The following is a 20,604-nucleotide window of genomic DNA, read 5'->3' on the forward strand; positions in this document are numbered from 1 at the left end:
CGCTAAACGGCTAAGGTTCGCAATACACGGTTCAGCAGCGGCCCCAGCACGTTGAATGACGCCGGAGAGACGATGTCTACATGCGCGCAGTCCAGCTCGTGAACCTGCAAGGCATCGACATATTCTGCCCAGGTCTGCTGCACATCCATTCCTTCCTGTAACGTCTGACGGGCGACAAACAGCGTCGCCTGCCCGTGGAAACGCGCAGTTTTCGTCGCCGACAGCAGCCGCACCGAGTCCGCATAGTTGGCTTCAATATGGTCGAACATGGTCTGGCGAGCTTCGCTCGGTCCCCCCTCAAGCGTCTGTTCAGAGGCGGCGCGGAACTGCTGGCGTTCGCGCTGGATCTCCTGCAACACGTTGTCATCCAGCATCACGTCCCAGCTCTGGGTCTCCGGCGGATAAGTGTCCAGCAGCCCGAGAAATGCCACCTCTTCCCCTCTGGCCTGTAAACGGGCAGCAATGCCCTGCGCCAGCGTGCCGCCGAGCGAATAACCGATGAAATGGTAAGGCCCGTGCGGCTGCACCGAGAGCACGGTTTGCAAATGGGCATCGCACACCTGTTCCATATTCTGACTGAGCGCCAGCGGGCCATCAGGGTGCGGCGACTGAATACCAACCAGCGACCAATGTTCGTCGATATAACGCGGCAACACGCTGAACTGCCACGCAAAACCCGAAGCGGGATGCAGGCAGAACAAGGTCGGCCCGCTGCCGGTGCGCAGTGGCAGCACAGCATCAAAACCGCTGCGATCCGCCTCCTCCTGCGTGCGTTCTTCGGCCAGCAGTTGCGCCAGTTGTTCGACGCGTGAGGCCACCATCACCTGTCCGACCGACACCGGTTTACCGAGCTCGCGACGCAGCTCTGCCGCCAGACGCATCGCCAGCAGCGAATGGCCGCCGAGCGCGAAGAAATCGTCGTCGGCAAACACCGGTTCACGCTGCAATAAGCGCCCAAACAGCGCAGCGATAGTGTTCTCCAGCCCTGGCAGCGGCTCACGCCCCTGTATTGGCATTCCGCTTTGCGGCTGCGGCAAGGCTTTTCTGTCGAGCTTACCGTTGGCGCTGAGCGGCAGCACCTCGAGCGTCATCAGCACGACCGGCACCATATGCGCAGGCAGGCGTTCCGCCAGTGCGGCCCGCAGGCTGTCGACGTCAAGCGCCACACCCGGCTGGGCAACCAGATACCCCACCAGCTGGCGTGCGTCGCCGCCGGTGGCGTCACTGCTGACTGCGCCCAACGTCATGGCATTCGTCACCGCCTGCTGTACGCCGGGTAAGGAGAGCAGCGCATGGTCAATGTCGCTCAGTTCGATGCGCTGACCACGAATTTTCAGCTGATCGTCACTGCGTCCCAGATATTCCACCGCGCCGTCAGGCAACCAGCGTGCTACGTCACCGGTACGGTACATGCGCCCGCCCTGCCCGAACGGATCCGCAACAAAGCGGCTGGCGGTGAGATCCGGGCGGCCCAGATAACCTTGCGCTAGCTGGTCGCCGGTCAGGTAAAGATCCCCCGCCACACCAGGCGGTACCGGCTGTAAGCGTGCGTCGAGAATACGCAGGCCCGTGTTCCAGACCGGCAGGCCAATAGGCACATTCGCCCCCTTCACCGCTGCCAGTGCGTCGCCCCAGGCGGGGTGCCAACTGACGTCCACCGCCGCTTCCGTCGGGCCATAAAGATTGTGCAGTAGCACGCCGGTTTTACGCTGCCACAGGCGGCAAAGTTCGGCGGGTAGCGCTTCCCCGCTGCAAAATACCTGTTTGAGCGAAGCACACTGCGCGATGGCCTGCGGGGTGTCCAGCGCGCTGACAAACGCCGCCAGCATCGAGGGTACAAAGTGCAGCGTGGTCACCTGATGTTGTTCAATCAGGTTCAGCAAAAGTTGCGGATCACGGTGCGCTTCGGGCGGTGCCATCACTAAGCGGGCACCCACCATCAGCGGCCAGAAAAACTCCCAGACCGAGACGTCAAAGCTGCACGGCGTTTTCTGCAACACCACGTCATGGCTGCCTATCGGATAGTGATCCTGCATCCACAGCAACCGGTTGACGATGGCCTGATGTCCGACCACCACGCCTTTAGGGCGGCCGGTGGAACCGGAGGTGAAGATCAGGTACGCGGCGTGTTCAGGCGTGGGGGCATTCACCGGGATCTCTGGGGCCGAAACTGCACTGAACGGTTTATCCACCAGCAGCACGCGGCCCTGCCCGGCAAAACGCGCAAGCTGGTCGGGGTGCGTCACAATCAGGCGCGGGCTGGCGTCTTCCAGCATCATGCGCAGGCGCTCATCAGGGTAGCCGGTATCGAGCGGCAGATAGGCGGCGCCCACCTCGACAATCGCCATCAGCGCCAGTGACAGAAACACCGAGCGCGGCAGTGCCACGGCCACGATATCGCCACGTTTTACCCCTTGCTGAATCAGCTGCTGAGCCAGTGCCGCGACCTGCTGACGGGTTTGCGCGTAGCTGAACTGATGCTCTCCGTCGGCCAGCGCAGGCGCGTGCGGCGTGCGTTCGGCCTGCTGTGCCAGTTGCTGGCTGAGCGTGCTTTTCACCACAGGATGGGCGGTGCTGTTGACCCGCGCGAGTAATTCATCCTCCGCTTCGCTCAGAAGATCCGCATCACCGACCGGCAGCCGGGCGTTGGCGGCAAACTGACCCAACAGCAACGGCAGGCGCTGGAGATGCGCCTCCAGTTCATCGCGATCATAGCGTTCGGCGTTGGCCTGAAGATCGACGGTCAGCGCACCGTCTTCACCGATGTGCAAGGCGATCTCAAGATCCCGCACCGGACCGGAGGCGAGGTCATGGGTGATGCCCGCCACGCCGTTAAAATCAATCTGGTAGTCGAACATTTTAAAGTTGAATACCGTGCCGTAGAGGGGCCGGGCGTCGCCCGCTATGCCCAGATCACGGGTGATCTGCTCGGCGTCATAACGCTGATGGCGGCGGACTTTTTTCAGCTCGTTACGCAAACGCACGGCCAGCTGAGCCAGCGTGGCGGCCGGGTCGATGTTCATCTCAACGGGCAGCACGTTGATCACCGGGCCCGTGGCACACAGGGCGGCGGATCCCATTCGGCGCATGAAGATAAAACCGCCGCAGAAATCGGTCTGACCGCTCAGGCGTGAAACCCATAATGCCACCAGCGCGATGGCGATATCGCTGACCGTCAGCGCGTGTTCCTGCGGCGTGGCGGTCAGAGACTCAACCTGAGCTGCGTCGCAGGCGCATGAGAGCCGGTGAAGGCGCACGGACGGCACCTGCCCGGCCAACGGCTGCGGGCAAATCGTCGCCGGAGCAGGCAACGTGGCAGCCTTTTCACGCCAGAATTTGGCGTCACGGGCGAACGCCGCGCCCTGCTGGTAATTTCCGACCTCTTCCACCACGTCGCGAAACGGCACAAACGGCGAGGGTTCTGGCGTTTTCTGCTGACACAGCGCGGTATAAAGTGTGGCGATCCGGCGGGCAATCGCCGTGAAGCTGAAGCCATCGACCTGAATATGGTGATAACGCTGATACCAGAACCAGCGCGCGTCACTGACGCGGATCAGCGCGTGACGGTGCAGGGTGTGACTGCTGAGAATACGCAGCTCCGCCGCCAGATCCTGGCGCATTAAGGTCAGCGCGGCCTGTTCCGGGTCGGCCGACTGACGCAGATCCACACACTCTGGCTGAAAGTCTGATGCTAACGCGCACGGCGTTTGCAGTGCGATGCCGTCACGCTCCTCAAAGCGCATAGAAACGGTGTCGGCTTCGCTCAGCCCCTGAATAATGGCCTGCGTCATGTAATGCGCATCGAGCGGTCCGTTGATCTCAATATAGTGGGCAACGGTGTAAGCATTGCCGTGCGGCGAGAGCTGGTCTGCCATCCAGATGCCAGGCTGCGCGGCTACCAGCGGCATAGCCAAAGCGGTCTGCGAAGTAGCGGGTAAAAGAGAAGTTTCAGACACCGGTTGGCTCCTGTTCGGGTGAGGCTGCATCGTACTGGCGCAGGGAGTGCGGGCGCATATCGCGCCAGTTTTCGTCCAGCCAGTGGTTACAGCCGCTGCGGGCTGTCGGGCCGAACATCACGCGCCATCCGGCGGGAACGGTGAGGTTTTCCGGCCACAGGCTGTACTGCTGTTCGTCGTTAATCAGTACGCAGCAGACGGCGTTTTCATCATCAAACGGGTTAAGGCTTTCCATCGAGAGCTCCTTCGGTTTCACCGACCTGCGTGTTGGCAACAAAGTGCGGCGACCACAGCATCTCCAGTCCGTTCATCAACCCGCCGCGCCAGCATAGCGCGTCGTGTCCGCCGGCCACGGCGCGGTAATGCACCCGATGCGGCGACGCCTGTAATAGCTCCCTCAGTTCGCCATTCACCCGGTGGATCAAATGCTCATGCACGCCTGCTTCCATATAGATTTTCAGCGGCGACGCCTGCCCGACACCCTGCGCTATCTGGCGCAACAGCCAGCCGGAGTCCTCCTCAGACGGCCCGCGCTGCGGCCACCAGAATGATCCTGACTGGCTGAGCGCGCAGCCAAAAGTTTGCGGCCAGTGCAGACAGGCGTAGAGGGAGGAAAGACCGCCAAAGCTTTGCCCGGCAACGACAGTGGTGTCAGGCGAATCCCGGAAAGGCGCCCAGCTGCGCAGCTGCGGCAGGAGTTCTTCCTGCACCGCCAGCCAGAAGTCGGCATTGCAGGTCAGCTCACGGCTGCGGTGTTCGGTGTCGATCACGTCAATCAGCAGATAAACCGCCTCGGGCAGTTGTCCCTGTTCGGTCAACTGATGCAGCGGCTCCCAGACCGTCATCTGCTGCGACCAGAACTGGCCGTCGAGCAAAATAGCCAGAGGACGCGAAGCCGGATCATCTTCGCCGGTGGTACAGACCCACACCGTGCGGCTGTTACCCAGGCGCGGGCTGTGCCACTGGTGTTTTTGCAGGAAGGTGGGCGGCGCAGGCATACAACGGCCACAGCCGGTGGCGAAGTTGTCGAAATCCTTCCAGGCGGCTTGCGGCGGTGCGTCCGGCATATGCAGCCCGCTGACGCGGTGCCCGCGCCCGCCGGACCAGCTGCGGTGCGCATTGAGGATGTCGTGCGTCGCCGTGACAAAGCGGTCACGCCACCAGTGGCGCAGCGCCATCATGTTGGCGTGAGGGTCGTATGAGGGCGGCGCGAATGGCCGGTTTTCTGTGGCGGGCATAAAGCTGTAACTGCCGCGCCAGCCTGCTTCCATCTCAGTTTGCCAGAACCAGACGTCGGTGCCGCTAAGACGTTGCAGACTCTGCGGAGGCCTGGGCTGATGGTGGTCAGTTTTGCCGGTAATGTTGATCCACACACACTGACACACGGAGGTGAATTCGCTGCCTTGCGGGTCACGCCAGAAGAAAGTGACCTTCCAGTTGCCCTGCCCTGAGGGTTCAATCCATGGCGTTCCCCGTCGTGCGATGTCCAGCCACCAGCCATTGCTGCCTGCGTGCTGGCTTGACAGAAGCGTGCCACTTTCTGACTCTGGTTCCATTTTCAACATCCCTACTCACTCTGTGGTTGATTTATTTAACATATCAATAACCTCATTATTTATAACGAGTTACATGATCAGGTTATTTTTTAAAATGCGACAGACGATAAAGAGAATGGTATTGATAATTGTTTTCATTTGCAATAGTGTGTGTCTGCCCATAGGGTTGGGCACCTTTTGACCACACACATACAACATGACAACCGGCCATCCCGCTGCTGGCGTTTTATTGCTCTTAGTGCCGCCTGCGCAATCCAGTGGTTGAGGGAGGGAAACCGGATCAGGAATGAAAATGAACAGCAAATTGTCCCGCTACTCTTTAGCGACGCTTCTTGGATTGGGCCTCGGGGCCACCACATTCTCAACACCACTCAGCGCCGCGACGGCCCGCCCTGTAACGGCTGAGTCCACGTCAGAACAACCCGACAGCAGCGAAACCCAAGATGCCGACGGCGATACCATTATGGTCACTGCCGCGCAGCAGAACCTGCAAGCACCTGGCGTGTCGACCATTACCGCTGAAGAGATCAAAAAACGCCCTCCGGCCCGCGATATTAATGAACTGATCCGCACCATGCCCGGCGTCAACCTCACCGGCAACTCGACCAGCGGCCAGCGCGGCAACAACCGCCAGATTGATATCCGCGGTATGGGCCCGGAAAACACCCTGATCCTGATTGATGGCCTGCCGGTCAGCAGCCGTAACTCGGTGCGTCAGGGCTGGCGTGGCGAGCGTGATACCCGTGGCGATACCGCCTGGGTACCACCGGAAATGATCGAACGGATCGAAGTGATCCGTGGCCCGGCGGCAGCCCGTTACGGCAACGGCGCGGCGGGTGGTGTGGTCAATATCATCACCAAGCGCGACACTAAAGAGCTGCACGGTTCATGGAATACCTACATGAACGCGCCGGAGCATAATTCGGAAGGCTCGACCAAACGCACCGACTTCAGCCTCTCCGGCCCGCTCGGCGACCAGTTCAGCTTCCGCTTGTTTGGCGGCTACAGCAAAACGCAGGCTGACGCGCAGGACATCAACCAGGGGCATCAGTCTTTACGCACCGGCGCTTACGCCGATACCCTGCCTGCGGGCCGTGAAGGGGTGATTGATAAAAATATCGATGGCCTGCTGCGCTGGGATTTTGCGCCGATGCAGTCGCTGGAGTTTGAAGCCTCCGGCGGACGTCAGGGCAACCTGTATGCCGGTGACACACAAAACACCAACACCAGCGATTTGGTGAAAAGCATGTATGGCGACGAGACCAACCGTATTTACCGTCAGGCCTACTCACTGAATTATCGCGGTGCATGGGACAACGGCATCAGTACCACCCACTATGTGCAGTACGAGAAAACCAAAAACTCGCGCATGAACGAAGGGCTGGCGGGCGGTACCGAAGGGATTTTCGCGGACACCGGCTTCAACACCACCACCCTCAATGACGTGCTGTTGCACAGTGAAATGAGTGTGCCTTTCGAGTTGCTGGTGCCGCAAACTGCCACTTTCGGCACCGAGTGGAATCAGCAAAAAATGAAGGATCCGTCTTCCAATACTCAGAGCATGATGGGCGGGAATATCGCCGGCATTGATCCTTCCAACCGCAGCCCTTACTCCTCGGCGGAGATTTTCTCTCTCTTCACCGAAAACAATATGGAGCTGACCGACAGCACCACGCTGACGCCTGGCCTGCGTTTTGATCATCATTCGGTCGTCGGCGATAACTGGAGCCCGGCCCTGAACCTGTCACAGGAACTGGGTGACGACTTCACGCTGAAAATGGGCATCGCCCGCGCCTACAAAGCACCAAGTCTGTACCAGACCAACCCGAACTACGTGCTCTACAGTAAAGGTCAGGGCTGCGCCGCCAGCGCCGGAGGCTGTTATCTGTTAGGTAACGATGATCTGAAAGCCGAGACCAGCATCAATAAAGAGATCGGGCTGGAGTTCCATCGTAGCGGGTATCTGGCAGGCCTGACCTACTTCCGTAACGATTACCGCGACAAAATTGAAGCCGGTTATCTGCCAAGCGGGACCTCAGTCAACGGCAAGTCCGATGTTTATAAATGGGAGAATGTGCCGAAAGCCGTCGTTCAGGGGCTGGAAGGCACGCTGAATGTGCCAGTGACCGACACCATCGCGTGGAATAACAACGGCACCTACATGATTGAGAGCAAGAACAAAGAGACCGGCGATTATCTGTCGATTATTCCGAAGTTTACTATCAACTCCACCCTGAGCTGGCAGACCACGGAAGACCTCTCGCTGCAAACCACCATGACCTGGTATGGCCGTCAGAAGCCGAAGAAATACAACTATAAAGGTGAACCTATCACCGGCAGCGAAAAACAGGAAGTCAGCCCTTACGCGGTGTTCGGCCTGAGCGGTACCTATACGGTGAATAAGTACGTCAGCGTCACCACGGGTATCGACAATCTGTTCGATAAACGCCAGTTCCGCGAAGGTAATGCCCAGACCGTGGGTAACACCGTCACCAATGCCTACATGTACGGCGCCGGTGCCGCGACCTACAACGAACCGGGCCGCACCTATTATATGAGCCTGAATACGCACTTCTAAGCGTCGTTGAGATAAACAAAAAGCCGCTGCGGATAACTTCGCAGCGGCTTTTTTATGGCGTTTATTTACTTATCAGTAAAGGTGATGCGCACAACGTCGTCCGGATCTGACGCTTCCTGCTTCTTCGACGACGCCTGCTTCACGCTGACAAACAGCGACTGGCCGTCGTCCGACAATGCCAGACTGTTCGGGTGAACCGGCGTGTCGATGGTGTGCAGAACTTTGTAGGTTTTGGCGTCAATCACACTGACTTTTCCCGCCTCACGATGGGTAACGTAAATTTCGTGACGGGTTGGGTTAAACAGCACGGCCAGTGAGACCGGCAGGTCAACTTTTTGCAGCACTTTGCTATTGGCGGTATCCACCACCAGTAACTGCGGTGATTTGGAATCCGTCACAAAGGCGCGGTGCGTGGCCGGGTCCAGCGCGATGTTCAGGTAAAAGTGATCAGCATCGGCGTCCAGTTTCACACGGGAGAGCACCCCATCAGTCTTGGTATCGATGGTGATAAATTCGTTGTCCGCGTTGGTGACATACAGACGCGACGCGGCGCTGTCGAGCGCCAGTCCGGTGGCATATTTGCCCAGGCCGTCGATAGTTTTGCGCAACTGCAACGTTGCGCCATCAATCACCCATACGACGCTTTGGTCACCCAGCCCGCCCATATAGACAGTGTTGCTGCTCTCATCGACCACCAGTTCACGAGGGGCCAGCGGACGTTCGGTTTCGGTGCGCGGGCGCTTGTCCAGCACCAGTGATCCCTTCTCTTTGCCACTTTTTGCGTCAACCGCGGTAATGGCGCTGTTCACCGTATTGCCGAGGAACAGTGTGCCGGTTTTTTTGTTCATCGCCAGACCGAAGGGTTTCAGCGCATTTTTAATGGTCTGCGTCACGTTCAGCGTGGACGGATCCAAACGGTACAGCGCACCGCCTTTGTCGAGTTTGCGGCTGCCAGACGTCGCCAGATAGAGCGCCTGCGGGGAGTCATAAACCAGTTCGTAAGCGCCTTTGCTGACTGGTTTGCGCTCAATGCTAAAGCTGCTCTCGGCCCAGGCTGAGCCTGAAGTGACAAGAGAAATTAACAACGCCAGCGGCAGGATACGCTTTTTGATTAAAGGGGCAGTAAAGGGTGTCATAGATCCTCTCAGACAAGGGTAATAAAACAGTAGCCGCAGGCTATTTCACATCACCCGCAACCAGGGGAATCACAAACGATAATGGTAATAATTATCATTCTAATTCAATGGAAGGGAGAAGGCCATGAAGAATGACAGAATTGAGGACGTTGAGGACGTTATCTGCGGTTCGGCCCGGCTTTACGTGAAAGCCGGGCCTTAGCACAATCACTGACTTTAATGGTGAAGCATCTCATCAACCACTTGTGCCTTGGTCAACATATAAGGGTAAAATGTTGGCCAGTTATCCATCTCTTTTAACAGTGCATCCTGAGAGACATTCCCCATATAAATATGATAATGCTCTGACTTGCGTGGGCTTATAATATGGTCACTAAACTGCACAAACTTCGGCGCGTTTGAACGGGCATCCTGACACTCAAATAAATAACGCACCCCTTTCTTACCAGACGCGTAATTCAGAATTTTGAATCCGGAGTAGGTATATTTGCAGGCCTCAACTTTTTGACCGACATGAAATTCAATCACATCATCTTCAATGCCAATCATCTCGATATCGGTCGCATACCCCTTTTTGTAATAAGCCCGGTATTCCTCCACCGTTTTACCGCCCTTCTGTTTGGCTTTTTTCTCTAAAACAGGGTCCAGATCGCCACTGATCAGATAAGGATTGATAGACTGCCAGATGCCATTCCAGTTGGCTAGCGGCCGGTCTTGAACGGCCGAATCCTCAAACACGCCCTCACCGGCCTGACGCTCTGCCGCAGATAATGGAACGCCGTGAGCGTGGTTATGCGCAAATGACGCCGCGCTGGTCGATAAAATTCCCAAAGTCAGTGCTAAAGCAAAAACATTCTTTTTCATTGGTCCATCCTGAGCCATTATGTGTTATTGAATGGATATGTTATAACATAACAATTTAACGATCAACGTAAAAAAGCGAAGATACAGGCTATAAAGGAGGGAGGTAAAAACATAAAAAACACTGCAACTGCACAGTGTTTTTAGGGTATTAACAGTGACTGAGGACAGGAGCGGCGTTATTTCACCACAGTTTCAATAATGGAGACAAAGAAGCCGCTGTCGATGATGCGGTTAATTTTCAGACCGGCGTTATCCACCAATCCCTTCAGCTCGGTCTCCGTGCGTTCGCGCCCGCCGTCGAAGCTCGCCATCAGCAGAAGATCCATTTCCTTGCCGGAGTGACGCACGCTGCCTTCCGGGATAACCGGATCCATAATAAGTATTTTACCGCCAGGACGCATCGCCTTACGGCAGTTGCTCAATATTTTGGCAGAGTTTTCGTCTGACCAGTCATGGGTGATGTATTTAAGCAGGTAAATATCGCCTTCCGGGCACGCTTCAAAGAAGCTTCCGCCCTGTAATTTCCAGCGGGAATCATCACCCAGCTCCGCCAGACGGTTGCGGTTTAATACGTGCGGTTGATCGAATAATATGCCGTGCAGCGTAGGGTTAGCGCGCAGAACCTGCAACAGCAAGCCACCCATCCCCCCGGCCACATCCACTACCGTCGCGTTTTTCGGGAAGTCATAACTTCTGACCAGGAACATATTTTCCACTTCAGACATCGAAGACATGCCGGAATGGAAGTCGTAGCCCTGATCGTGCGATGCCCGCTGTGACCAATATTCGAAGAAAGACATATCGAACAGTTGCTTGAAGGCAGAGTGACCACGAACGCTTTCTGCCAGATTCCCCAGCGGACGCCAGAAGGTTTCATCGGTCAGCATCAGCACCGCCGAACGCAGAGAATAGCGGTTGGAGGTGCAGAGATGTTCGGATGGCGGGTTAAGGCTAAAACGTCCGTCGTCGAGTTCGAGGAAAATATTGCGCGTTGCCAGCAGCCGCATCACGCGGTTGAGCTGTTTCCAGTCCACGCCAAGATCCTTCGCAAGCTCCTGGATCGTTTTCGGCCCTTTTATAAGATGGTCGGCAACCCCTAACACCGCCGCCGCACGCAGCGCCGCCTGATAGGTATATCCCATTGCCTGATCAATTAAATAGAGTGCACCTTTTTCATTTTCTGAAATTAAAGACTTATTACTTTCCATGCTAATAATACCTCTCGCAGAATATTCAAGTAGATAGATAGCCGTAATGGTCATACAAAAAATCCGAACTGAGTTTCCGAATTTTTGTCCAGAGAATAATGGTCAGGGATACGCCTAATATCAAATATCCTAAAGTGGCAAATCACTTAATTCATCGTCATCATTTCTTTCCAACTCATCATTAAGACGCCAGTCTTTTTTATTACATCTCATTGATATAATTGAAATTAAAAATAGTTTAAAAATAAAAATACTATTAATCCGCAAACCTTTCAAATAATGACCAACACAGTTTTTTCAAGCCATGTTCATGAAAAACAAACACTCCCTGCTTTGAAATGGCTTTTCAGTTATTTTTTGTACTGATAATTTTACATTAACCATATTTTACATCTAAAAATAAGGGATAAGTCAGATAAAGATGGTTGAATGAGGATTGAAAAAGCAAATATTTTCGCGAAAAAATGCAGATTATGCAGAGGGCTCATATAACAATCCTATTGCAATCTCGTTATTTTGTTATGTCATACTCGGACAGCAGGGATCTTAATATATAAATACAGGAGACTCAGTGTTGATGGAAAATAAAATCGTAGAGATCTTACAATACACGTTGAGTAAAGGCACTGGCGCAGAGTTCCATAACATCATGGCGGAAATCAGCGCTCCCCTTCATCACCAACACGGTATAGACATCGTTTCTTATGGAAACTCGCTGCATGATCAGGATAGTTACTATCTCATACGCACTTTTGATAGTGAGGAAAGCATGTCGTCGGTGCTGGATGCATTTTACTCAAGCAACGACTGGCGAATGGGTCCACGGCAAGACATTGTTAACCGAATTGAGAACAGCCTAAAAACGATAATTAGCCTTCCTCAGAAAGGTATCGATGGGCTGAGAGATATTAACTAGACTGTAATTCTTTGGTGGCAACCCAGAAGGAGTTCGCAGTACCGGCCTTTGAGGACCCCAGTCAGCCAGAAGGCTGCCCCGCCAGGGCTACCACTGAGATATTGCGGGTGGTATAGAAACCACAACTTCAATCCATGAGTCAAAGCGATAACGCGCGCAATGCAGGTGCCGATTGTATTGGAAATATTAGAGACTGAGGGTGAGCGTGTTGATGTCGCGAGACAGATTCCAGAAGATTTGAAGAGCTAAAATGAGGGTGTATAAATTTTAATGGGTAAACGTAAGTATCAGAAAGTGGAATAATGCAGGAGTGTGAGTGATGACGTTTATTGAAATGGTGCCGACTACCGGAATCGAACTGGTGACCTACTGATTACAAGAACGTTTTATAGACTTAAAAACAACATAACATATTGATAATTATAGCCATTAATTCACTCACACTGACGACCATGGCAAACAGTGACACACCCATGACTCTACGGTGTCATTGTAGCTACCTCACAAGTACGTCACACGTCATAAATCAATTTCCAGATCTGCATTCCAAGAACTGAATCCCACCCTTTCCACTTTCTCACCTTAACGTAAAATCATCCAGGCTGTCATCAAAGACATCTATCTGTTTTTCGTTATCAGCTATAGCCATCAGATACTTTATCCCCTCCCTCAGTGAAACCGGCCACTCCAGCGCGAACTTGAAAAAGTCATCATAGACCTGACCGAACCAATAGCCGCCACCGTGCTCAATCGCTCTCTGAATGAACACGTACTTCCCCGGCCTGATGTGCGTTCGCACGTGTCCATGGTAAATCACATCGAAATCCTGCCCATCGCTACCCATACGCCAGCCATATGCCACCCCATAATAACTGGTTATGCACACAGTATAATCAAGAAGGTTTTGTGTTATGAACTTTTTTTGTCCCTAAAGTCATTTCCAGTTGATATTAATTGTATATTTTTTGTTCATTCTGCTACTTCACTTCGTCAGATCAATGGGAATTCTTGTTGATTGGCTGTAAAGTTACGTATGATTTTTTTAGGTGAATTTCATTTATGATGCGGATTCTTTTGATAATCGCGGCGATTGTCTCGATACGCTCAGTTCTTGCTGGAGACATCGCCATAGGCATGAACTACTCGTTCATTCTTGCCTTGCTTGTTTCTGTTTTTGCGGTGTGGGATATGAATAATTATATAAGCACCCATAAGCAAGAGATTAGAAATAAGTTTCTTGAAATTAAAAATAGATTATTTAATGGGCAAGGTAAAAAATGAGACTCAATGCACTGACATCCCTGCGTTTTTTTGCTGCCATGGGCGTATTCCTTCATCACTTTCACTTTTTTGAGCACACCAACAGCGCATTAGGAAGGTTGATTTACAGCATTTTCTATGAAGGATTTATAGGGGTTACTTTCTTCTATGTGCTTTCTGGTTTCATCATTAGCTACAGTTACGATCAGCACAAAAAAAGAGGTTCTTACAAGGTTAAGGATTTTCTTAGGAACAGGGTTTCTAGACTATACCCTACGCATTTGCTGACTCTATTGATAGCTTGCGTGGTGTATCTTAACTGGCAATCCTTCATATCATTGGATTTCAAGTCACTACTTGCCAATGCTCTCCTCGTTCAGAGCGCCGTTGCCGATCAGAACTACTACTTCGGATTCAATGGCGTATCCTGGAGCGTTTCAACTGAAATGTTCTTTTATGTGTCATTTATATTTTTGGTAACACTGAATACCATTCAGCTAATGGTAGTTGGCTCAGCACTTCTAGCAGCAATAGTATTCCATTTAATAGGAATAGATCACTCCTCGAAATATGTAGGGTGGATGTTCTACATAAACCCAGCATTCAGGGTTATAGACTTCATAGTTGGTATGTTGCTATTCAAAATATACTCTCCAGGGAAGATCAACATTGGGTATATTAAAGGGACTGTTTTAGAAGTATTATCACTACTGTCTCTTGTGGCATTTGCATTTGTTGGCGTTAAATATATACCGATGACATGGAGGTTTGACATTTATTATTTAATCCCCATGTCTGCCATGGTGTTTATTTTTGCGCTTGGCTCGGGTGCGATATCAAAAGCCATTTCAATCAAGCCTTTAGTATTGCTTGGCGAAGCTTCATTTAGTCTGTACATGATTCACCAAATAATTATAAACATATCCGTAAGATTCTTCTCTCCTTACGTTAACCTAGATAGTATGAAATCAGTGATGTTCCTCATACTCCCAACTGTTGTGTTTGGCGTTTTCGTTTCAATTATTATGTACAAACTTTACGAAAAACCTCTTAATAATTACTTTAGAGGAGAACAAAAAAAAAGATTGGCATAATGGCAACATAGACGAGTGGCTTCTTGATCCGCTCGTCTGTTATTTCTTTATTAAAACATGTCCAAATAATCACTAAAAACCGATTAGTACATATGGATATTTATTTTGCACTTTGCACTTTGCACTTTGCAAATCCATTTGTATGATTATGATAATGATTTTATCATATTAAATAGCAAGAAGTTAGGTGCATTTATGATACAAAAACGAATTGAGTTTGCTAATAATCTGCGCGGACTTGCAGCTATGTTGGTGGTCTTTGCACATTATATTGTTCACTTCTGGAGTATGCGAATAGAAGCAGCTCAATTAACCTTCTCTACGACGTTAAATGAAAAACAGGTCCCGACACCAAAAATATTTACATTTTTTGATTTTGGGCATTCCTTTGAATTTGGATCTATTGGCGTTGGTCTTTTCTTTATTATTAGTGGCTTTGTTATACCTTTCTCTCTAAAAAAGCACAATTTACACCGATTTCTACTTGGCAGGGTGAATAGGATACTCCCTGTGTACATCGTTGGATTTACCATAACACTTGCAATGATATACATAACATCAACTTTATTCGCAATCCCATTTGACATCACATTGAATGAAATACTTATTCACTTAATACCTGGAATAAGAGATGTATTTCAATCTAGGAATATTGATGGGATTATATGGACACTTGAAATAGAGGTTAAGTTTTACATCGCATGCGCAATAACAATATTATTATTCAGGGAAGATAGTTTTCTTTTAATTTCAATCCCTATAATATCCACCATTACTGCAATTATCATTGGTAATGATAATATTATAGGTTCTGTACCTCAATATTTAAAGTCAGCACCCATTTATCTATCCTATTTCAATATCATGTTCATTGGTGTGACGTTGCATTTATTGCATGAGAATAAGATAAAAACAATTCATGCATCTATAATATCATTTTTACTTATTGCTATGTTCCACATATCTATAGCATCTGGTATTTTAAGCACCCTAAAATGGACAACCAGCAATTACATCATATCTTTTTTAGTGTTTATATTGTGTATGAAATTTGACATTCTTAACAAGAAGAACAAGTTTCTTTCATTTATGGCAAATATAAGTTATCCACTTTATGTGATACATGGGGTTGGGGGTTACTGTTTGATGAAAATACTTATCGCCCATCGGGTTGGCCCGATCCAATCGGTCCTAATTAGTCTGTTATCATCCATTATTATTTCCACAGTCATTCATTACTTAATTGAGGTTAAATTTTCAAAAAACAAGAGAATATCTTAGGTATAAAACATGAGGTGTTTTAAATTCATTAATTAATGTGCGGAACAATTTACAATCCCGCACGTCAATTTATCAAGATGGAATTACAGGCCAATTAATAACGCTTTCAGTATTGGCATCTATATTATTAATAGTATCAATAAAATTCAGCCAACTACTTAATAATTGACTATCCGATGCATCAATCTTCCGTCCAACAAGTAGTTTCGTTTGCCAAACAGTAATAACGCTTGTGGCCGTGGCTATTAGATTATTTTTAATGGATATGTTATTTTTGATTACCTGTTCTTTTATAAAGCTAACATCATCATCAGTTGGCGGTGGTGGAATGAAAGTGCCATTCCCATAGGAATATCCGATTGATACTAACCTTTGGTTTTCATACTCGACGGCAATAACCCCATCTCCGAAATCAATATCATCCACCCCGTCCCAAACTACAATATTAATTACGATGTTGTTCTGTACAAGTGCATAGTTGTTCATATTGCTCACCATTCAATAATTAACAAGCCCGGCGCGCCATCTCCGCCCTTTGCGCCCGTGTGCGCAGCATTTGTATTGCCGCCACCCGCACCTCCTCCTCCTGCGCCAAAACCAAGGCCAGGCTTCCCAGCAATAGGCGTTGAGTTACCACGTACCATGCCCCCAGCTGCACCAAACGGAGATGCACCACCTTGCCCACCATAAGCGCCCCCACCCTCTACGCTTTGACTATCACCACCCCATCCTCCAGTGATTGTTCCTGAAATGGCGCCGGGCGATCCGCCAGAAGCAGAGTTGGTTAGTGATTGCCCAACAGAGCCCCCAGCGCCTCCTACACCGCCCCGGCCGCACCGCCAGTACCAATAGTGACAGCGAATACTTGACCCGGGGTTGCCGCCAGAGGTTGTCTAATAACAAATCCGCCACCGCCACCTGACCCAGACACGGTTGTGCTTACTGAAGTCTGAGAGCCGCCAGCACCTGCACCACACCCTGACACAATGAGGGTTGTTATTCCTGGTGGCACCGTAAATGACCCACTAGTTGTGAATCTCTGAAAGTTTGCGGGTCTTGAAAGTAATTGCGCAAGATTTACTGCTTGATTAGATTGCGATGCAGTGGCAACAGGAGTGGCACCACCGGAATTCCCGCACATAACCCACGCAGTTAACGTACTGTTCCATTCGACTTCGATAAGCCCGTTAGCGATTATTTCACCGCCCTGAAGTGCCTGGTTGGCATGTGAATATAGTGGATATGCTGTATTACCATTTGGGGCAAAAGTTGAAGCGCCGGTGTTAGCTGTTTTTGAATAGTGAATAGACCCTAGTTTCCTAGACTGTTCCGTGCCTCATGAACCAGGCACTTTCATAAACTGCAGGGGGTTGATCCTCACAGGCACTGTGGCGGCGTTTAGCATTATAAAACATCTCGACATAATCGAAGATATCCGCCTTCGCTTCTTCCCTATTTTTATAGATCCGTTTCTTTATGCGTTCCCGTTTTAGCAACTGGAAAAAGCTTTCTGCCACTGCGTTGTCATGGCAATTACCCCGACGACTCATGCTGCTTTTTAAATTGTGAGCTGTCATAAAATGCTGACATCTTTCGCTCGTATATTGAGAGCCCTGATCTGAATGGATTAATACTTCTGCCGTTGGTTTACGTCGCCATACCGCCATCAATAATGCATCCATTACTAACTCAGCGGTCATTCGTCCGCCCATGATCCAGCCGATAACCCTGCGTGAGAAGAGATCAAGAACAACAGCCAGATACAGCCAACCCTCATGCGTCCTTATATAAGTCATGTCACTCACCCAATGCGTATTTGGGGTTGGGACAACGAACTGGCGTTCAAGGTAATTTGGACTGGCAAAAGAAGGCTTTCCTCCACCGTAATAGCGTCGTTTTCGGTATCCAGTCTGAGATGCTAGTTCAGCGAGCCTCATCAGGCGCGCGATCCTGTTACGTCCGACGCATTCACCCAGATCTTTCATATCGAACCAGATTTTTCGATAGCCGTAAACCGTACCGCTTTCAAGCCACAGTTGTTTAATCAAGCCTGTTTGCCGTTCATCTTGCCGGGTACGCAAAGATTTAGGCCGCTTTAGCCACTGGTAATAACCGCTGTGATGGAGGCCAAGAACCAGGCATAACCGGCGTACAGCATAAAAGGACGACATTTTTTTAATGAAGGCATACTTCAGCCTGACGTTCTTGCAAAGTACGCGGCTGTAGATTCAATTGATCAATGCAACATCCATGCTAAAACATGGGGTAGCGGAGGATTATTGAATGAAGCGTACATTTACGGCAGTAGAAAAAGAGTTTGTTTTCGACTCATGGAAGAACGGTATCGGCTTCAGTGACATTGCTAAAACCCTGGATTCTAAGCCTGGCACCATTTTCACTATTTTAAGAGACTCCGGTGGCATGAAGCCCAACGTGCGCAAACGCGCTTCATCACATTTGACGTTATCTGAACGGGAAGAAATACGCGTCGGACTCTCTGCCAAAAAAAGTATCAGAGCTATTGCGCATTCTCTAAATCGCTCGCCTTCTACGATCTCAAGAGAGATTCAACGTAACCGTGGCAGACGCTATTACAAAGCGGTGGATGCGAATAACCGGGCGAACCGAATGGCCAATAGGCCGAAGCCCTGCTTGCTGGAGAAGAATCTGGAATTAAGGGATTTTGTTTTGGAAAAACTGGAACTCAAATGGTCTCCTGAACAAATATCCGGATGGCTTAAAAATACAGTGTATCGCCGAAAATCGATGCAAATATCAGCAGAGACGATTTATAAAACCCTGTATTTTCGCACCAGGAACGCCTTACATCATCTGCTGGTAAAGCACCTGCGCCGTTCTCACAGTCTACGTCATGGAAAACGCCACTCTCGCAAGGGTGAGCGCGGGACGATTAACATCGTCAATGGTATTTCTATCCATGAGCGTTCGAAGCATATCGACAATCGTCGTTCTGTTGGCCACTGGGAAGGGGATTTAGTCTCAGGAACAAAAAATACGCATATTGCTACTCTCGTTGATAGGAAATCGCGCTATACCATCCTGCTGAAATTGAAGGGAAAAGACGCCACTTCAGTGAATCAAGCTTTGATAGAGAAATTTAAAGAAATGCCCTTCAAGCTTGGGCAATCATTGACCTGGGACCGCGGTATGGAGCTTGCCAAACACGCTGATTTTACGGCTGAAACAGGCACGCTAGTTTATTTCTGTGACCCACAAAGCCCATGGCAACGAGGTACCAACGAGAACACTAATGGCCTTATTCGGCAATACTTCCCTAAAAAGACCTGTCTGGCTCAACATTCACAAGAAGACCTAGACCATGTCGCAGAGCAATTAAACAACAGGCCGAGGAAAACATTGAAATTTAAGACGCCAAAACAGGTTTTTGAAAAGGGTGTTGCGTTGACAAGTTGAATCTACAGCGGCCTTTTTTAAGATATCCCGCTCTTCAGTTACTCGCTTAAGTTCTTGCCTGAGGCGCTTTACTTCATGCTGAAGTGCATCGTCCTGCTTACGCTGCGGCTCGGGCTTCTGGTAGCGCTTAACCCAGGCGTAAAGACTATTAGTGGATACACCAAGTCGAGAGGAGACCTCAGATACAGGGTACCCCTGCTCAGTGATCTGTTTTACGGCTTCAATTTTGAATTCTTCAGTGAACGTTTTGACTGACATAAACACTCCTTCATTAGGCCTCCATTATGAGGCAAAAAAGTGTCTACGAAACCCGGGTCTATTCAATTCAGATAAGACTAAAATTGAGTTCTTTTTAGAGCACTTCTCAGGCCGAAATATATCGAGCATTCGGCCAAAAGAAATCACTTCAGCCGTCGCCGGGCTCAAGAATAGGAAGTCTAACGGCAAGGCTGAGGTTAGTCAGGCAACCAAGAATCTTTACCTGGCATTCATCCGCAGCCTGCTGAGAATTGCAGAAAAGGAATGGGGATGGTTAGAGAAGGCGCCGAATCTGAAATCACGCTCCACTCCGAATCGGCGCATTCGTTGGCTGACCAGAGAAGAGGCGGAAAGGATGATCCGCGTGATGCCGGAAATTATCAGGCCGGTGGTTATCTTTGCGCTTTCTACTGGATTGCGCCGTTCCAACATCATTAATCTGGAATGGTCACAAATTGACATGCAGCGCAAGGTGGCATGGATTAACCCGGAGAACGCAAAGGGAGGTAAAGCTATAGGTGTTGCTCTTAACGATACGGCTTGCTCTGTTCTGAGAAAACAGATCGGCCTTCACTCTCGGTGGGTGTTTGTACACACCAAAGCGAAGAATCGTGCTGATGGATCGATGACGCCGGAAATTCGGAAAATGAGGGTTGATGATAATAGGCAATGGCAGAAGGGATTGAAGTTGGCGGGGATAGAAGATTTCAGATTTCACGACTTGAGACACACTTGGGCGAGCTGGTTGATACAGAGTGGCGTTCCACTTTCAGCATTGCAAGAAATGGGGGGCTGGGAGTGTATTGAAATGGTGCGCCGATACGCACATCTCTCTCCCAATCACCTATCTGAACACGCATGCAAATTGACTCAATGATTGTGGTCGATGGCACAAATACGGCACAGCATGGAATCGATAAGGTGGTTAAGATAGCGTAAGTGATTGTTTTACATGGTGCCGACTACCGGAATCGAACTGGTGACCTACTGATTACAAGTCAGTTGCTCTACCTACTGAGCTAAGTCGGCTTTTGAGGTGCTGCGGAGACTACGTGGCGTAAT

General features: G+C 50.3%; 14 protein-coding genes, 1 tRNA gene and 3 pseudogenes. 6 read left to right on the forward strand and 12 right to left on the reverse strand.

All coding sequences use genetic code 11. The features are described from left to right. Positions 1 to 2 precede the first annotated feature (2 nt). Genes ACZRKO_RS11765 through fes form a run of 3 tightly spaced genes read right to left on the reverse strand, consistent with a single transcriptional unit; the run spans position 3 to position 5,518 of the window. A complete protein-coding gene (locus ACZRKO_RS11765; protein ID WP_463737543.1) occupies positions 3 to 3,908 on the reverse strand; it encodes an amino acid adenylation domain-containing protein in 3,906 nt (1,301 codons plus the stop codon). A gap of 40 nt (positions 3,909 to 3,948) precedes the next feature. After that, positions 3,949 to 4,191, reverse strand: coding sequence for an MbtH family protein (locus ACZRKO_RS11770; protein WP_463737346.1), 243 nt, complete (start codon positions 4,189 to 4,191; stop codon positions 3,949 to 3,951). Continuing rightward, positions 4,178 to 5,518, reverse strand: coding sequence for an enterochelin esterase (fes, locus tag ACZRKO_RS11775; RefSeq protein ID WP_463737544.1), 1,341 nt, complete (start codon positions 5,516 to 5,518; stop codon positions 4,178 to 4,180). The genes ACZRKO_RS11770 and fes overlap by 14 nt, the downstream gene beginning before the upstream one ends. A gap of 286 nt (positions 5,519 to 5,804) precedes the next feature. On the opposite strand from fes, the gene ACZRKO_RS11780 reads away from it, so the two are divergent. Continuing rightward, on the forward strand, positions 5,805 to 8,090 hold the full coding sequence (locus ACZRKO_RS11780) for a TonB-dependent siderophore receptor (RefSeq protein ID WP_463737347.1): 2,286 nt from the start codon (positions 5,805 to 5,807) through the stop codon (positions 8,088 to 8,090). Positions 8,091 to 8,155: 65 nt separating this feature from the next. On the opposite strand, the gene yncE is transcribed toward ACZRKO_RS11780, so the two are convergent. The 3 genes from yncE to ACZRKO_RS11795 all read right to left on the reverse strand — a co-directional run bounded on the left by yncE (position 8,156) and on the right by ACZRKO_RS11795 (position 11,298). Beyond that, positions 8,156 to 9,226, reverse strand: coding sequence for a 7-bladed beta-propeller protein YncE (gene yncE, locus ACZRKO_RS11785; protein ID WP_463737348.1), 1,071 nt, complete (start codon positions 9,224 to 9,226; stop codon positions 8,156 to 8,158). Positions 9,227 to 9,442: 216 nt separating this feature from the next. Beyond that, complete coding sequence (gene zinT, locus ACZRKO_RS11790; RefSeq protein WP_463737349.1) at positions 9,443 to 10,090, reverse strand: metal-binding protein ZinT; 648 nt, start codon at positions 10,088 to 10,090, stop codon at positions 9,443 to 9,445. A 176-nt stretch (positions 10,091 to 10,266) separates the two neighbouring features. Next, a complete protein-coding gene (locus ACZRKO_RS11795; protein ID WP_463737350.1) occupies positions 10,267 to 11,298 on the reverse strand; it encodes a methyltransferase in 1,032 nt (343 codons plus the stop codon). Positions 11,299 to 11,875: 577 nt separating this feature from the next. Here ACZRKO_RS11795 and ACZRKO_RS11800 point away from each other — a divergent pair. Further along, complete coding sequence (locus tag ACZRKO_RS11800) at positions 11,876 to 12,214, forward strand: NIPSNAP family protein (RefSeq protein WP_463737351.1); 339 nt, start codon at positions 11,876 to 11,878, stop codon at positions 12,212 to 12,214. 577 nt (positions 12,215 to 12,791) lie between these two features. Here ACZRKO_RS11800 and ACZRKO_RS11805 read toward each other — a convergent pair. Then, positions 12,792 to 13,058 (reverse strand): hypothetical protein, encoded by a 267-nt coding sequence (locus ACZRKO_RS11805; protein ID WP_463737352.1) that lies wholly within the window; start codon positions 13,056 to 13,058, stop codon positions 12,792 to 12,794. Positions 13,059 to 13,491: 433 nt separating this feature from the next. Here ACZRKO_RS11805 and ACZRKO_RS11810 point away from each other — a divergent pair, with 433 nt between their 5' ends. After that, positions 13,492 to 14,568, forward strand: a complete 1,077-nt coding sequence (locus ACZRKO_RS11810) for an acyltransferase family protein (protein ID WP_463737353.1) — start codon at positions 13,492 to 13,494, stop codon at positions 14,566 to 14,568. Between the two features lie 195 nt (positions 14,569 to 14,763). Then, a complete protein-coding gene (locus ACZRKO_RS11815; RefSeq protein WP_463737354.1) occupies positions 14,764 to 15,849 on the forward strand; it encodes an acyltransferase family protein in 1,086 nt (361 codons plus the stop codon). Positions 15,850 to 15,921: 72 nt separating this feature from the next. Here the strand turns inward: ACZRKO_RS11815 and ACZRKO_RS11820 are convergent, their stop codons facing one another. From ACZRKO_RS11820 to ACZRKO_RS11830, 3 genes and pseudogenes are all read right to left on the reverse strand, one after another. Beyond that, complete coding sequence (locus ACZRKO_RS11820) at positions 15,922 to 16,335, reverse strand: tail fiber assembly protein (RefSeq protein WP_463737355.1); 414 nt, start codon at positions 16,333 to 16,335, stop codon at positions 15,922 to 15,924. Positions 16,336 to 16,666: 331 nt separating this feature from the next. Continuing rightward, positions 16,667 to 16,990, reverse strand: a complete 324-nt coding sequence (locus ACZRKO_RS11825; RefSeq protein WP_463737356.1) for a glycine-rich domain-containing protein — start codon at positions 16,988 to 16,990, stop codon at positions 16,667 to 16,669. A gap of 178 nt (positions 16,991 to 17,168) precedes the next feature. Continuing rightward, positions 17,169 to 18,068, reverse strand: a pseudogene (locus ACZRKO_RS11830) (IS3 family transposase); the annotation flags it as partial. Positions 18,069 to 18,132: 64 nt separating this feature from the next. On the opposite strand from ACZRKO_RS11830, the gene ACZRKO_RS11835 reads away from it, so the two are divergent. Then, positions 18,133 to 19,284, forward strand: coding sequence for an IS30 family transposase (locus ACZRKO_RS11835; protein ID WP_463737357.1), 1,152 nt, complete (start codon positions 18,133 to 18,135; stop codon positions 19,282 to 19,284). A gap of 12 nt (positions 19,285 to 19,296) precedes the next feature. Here ACZRKO_RS11835 and ACZRKO_RS11840 read toward each other — a convergent pair. Further along, positions 19,297 to 19,542: pseudogene (locus tag ACZRKO_RS11840) on the reverse strand (transposase); the annotation flags it as partial. A 64-nt stretch (positions 19,543 to 19,606) separates the two neighbouring features. Here ACZRKO_RS11840 and ACZRKO_RS11845 point away from each other — a divergent pair. Further along, positions 19,607 to 20,481, forward strand: a pseudogene (locus ACZRKO_RS11845) (tyrosine-type recombinase/integrase); the annotation flags it as partial. A 14-nt stretch (positions 20,482 to 20,495) separates the two neighbouring features. On the opposite strand, the gene ACZRKO_RS11850 reads toward ACZRKO_RS11845, so the two are convergent. Further along, positions 20,496 to 20,571, reverse strand: a tRNA-Thr gene (locus ACZRKO_RS11850). Positions 20,572 to 20,604: the final 33 nt, after the last annotated feature.

This window comes from Ewingella sp. C233 (assembly GCF_055407225.1).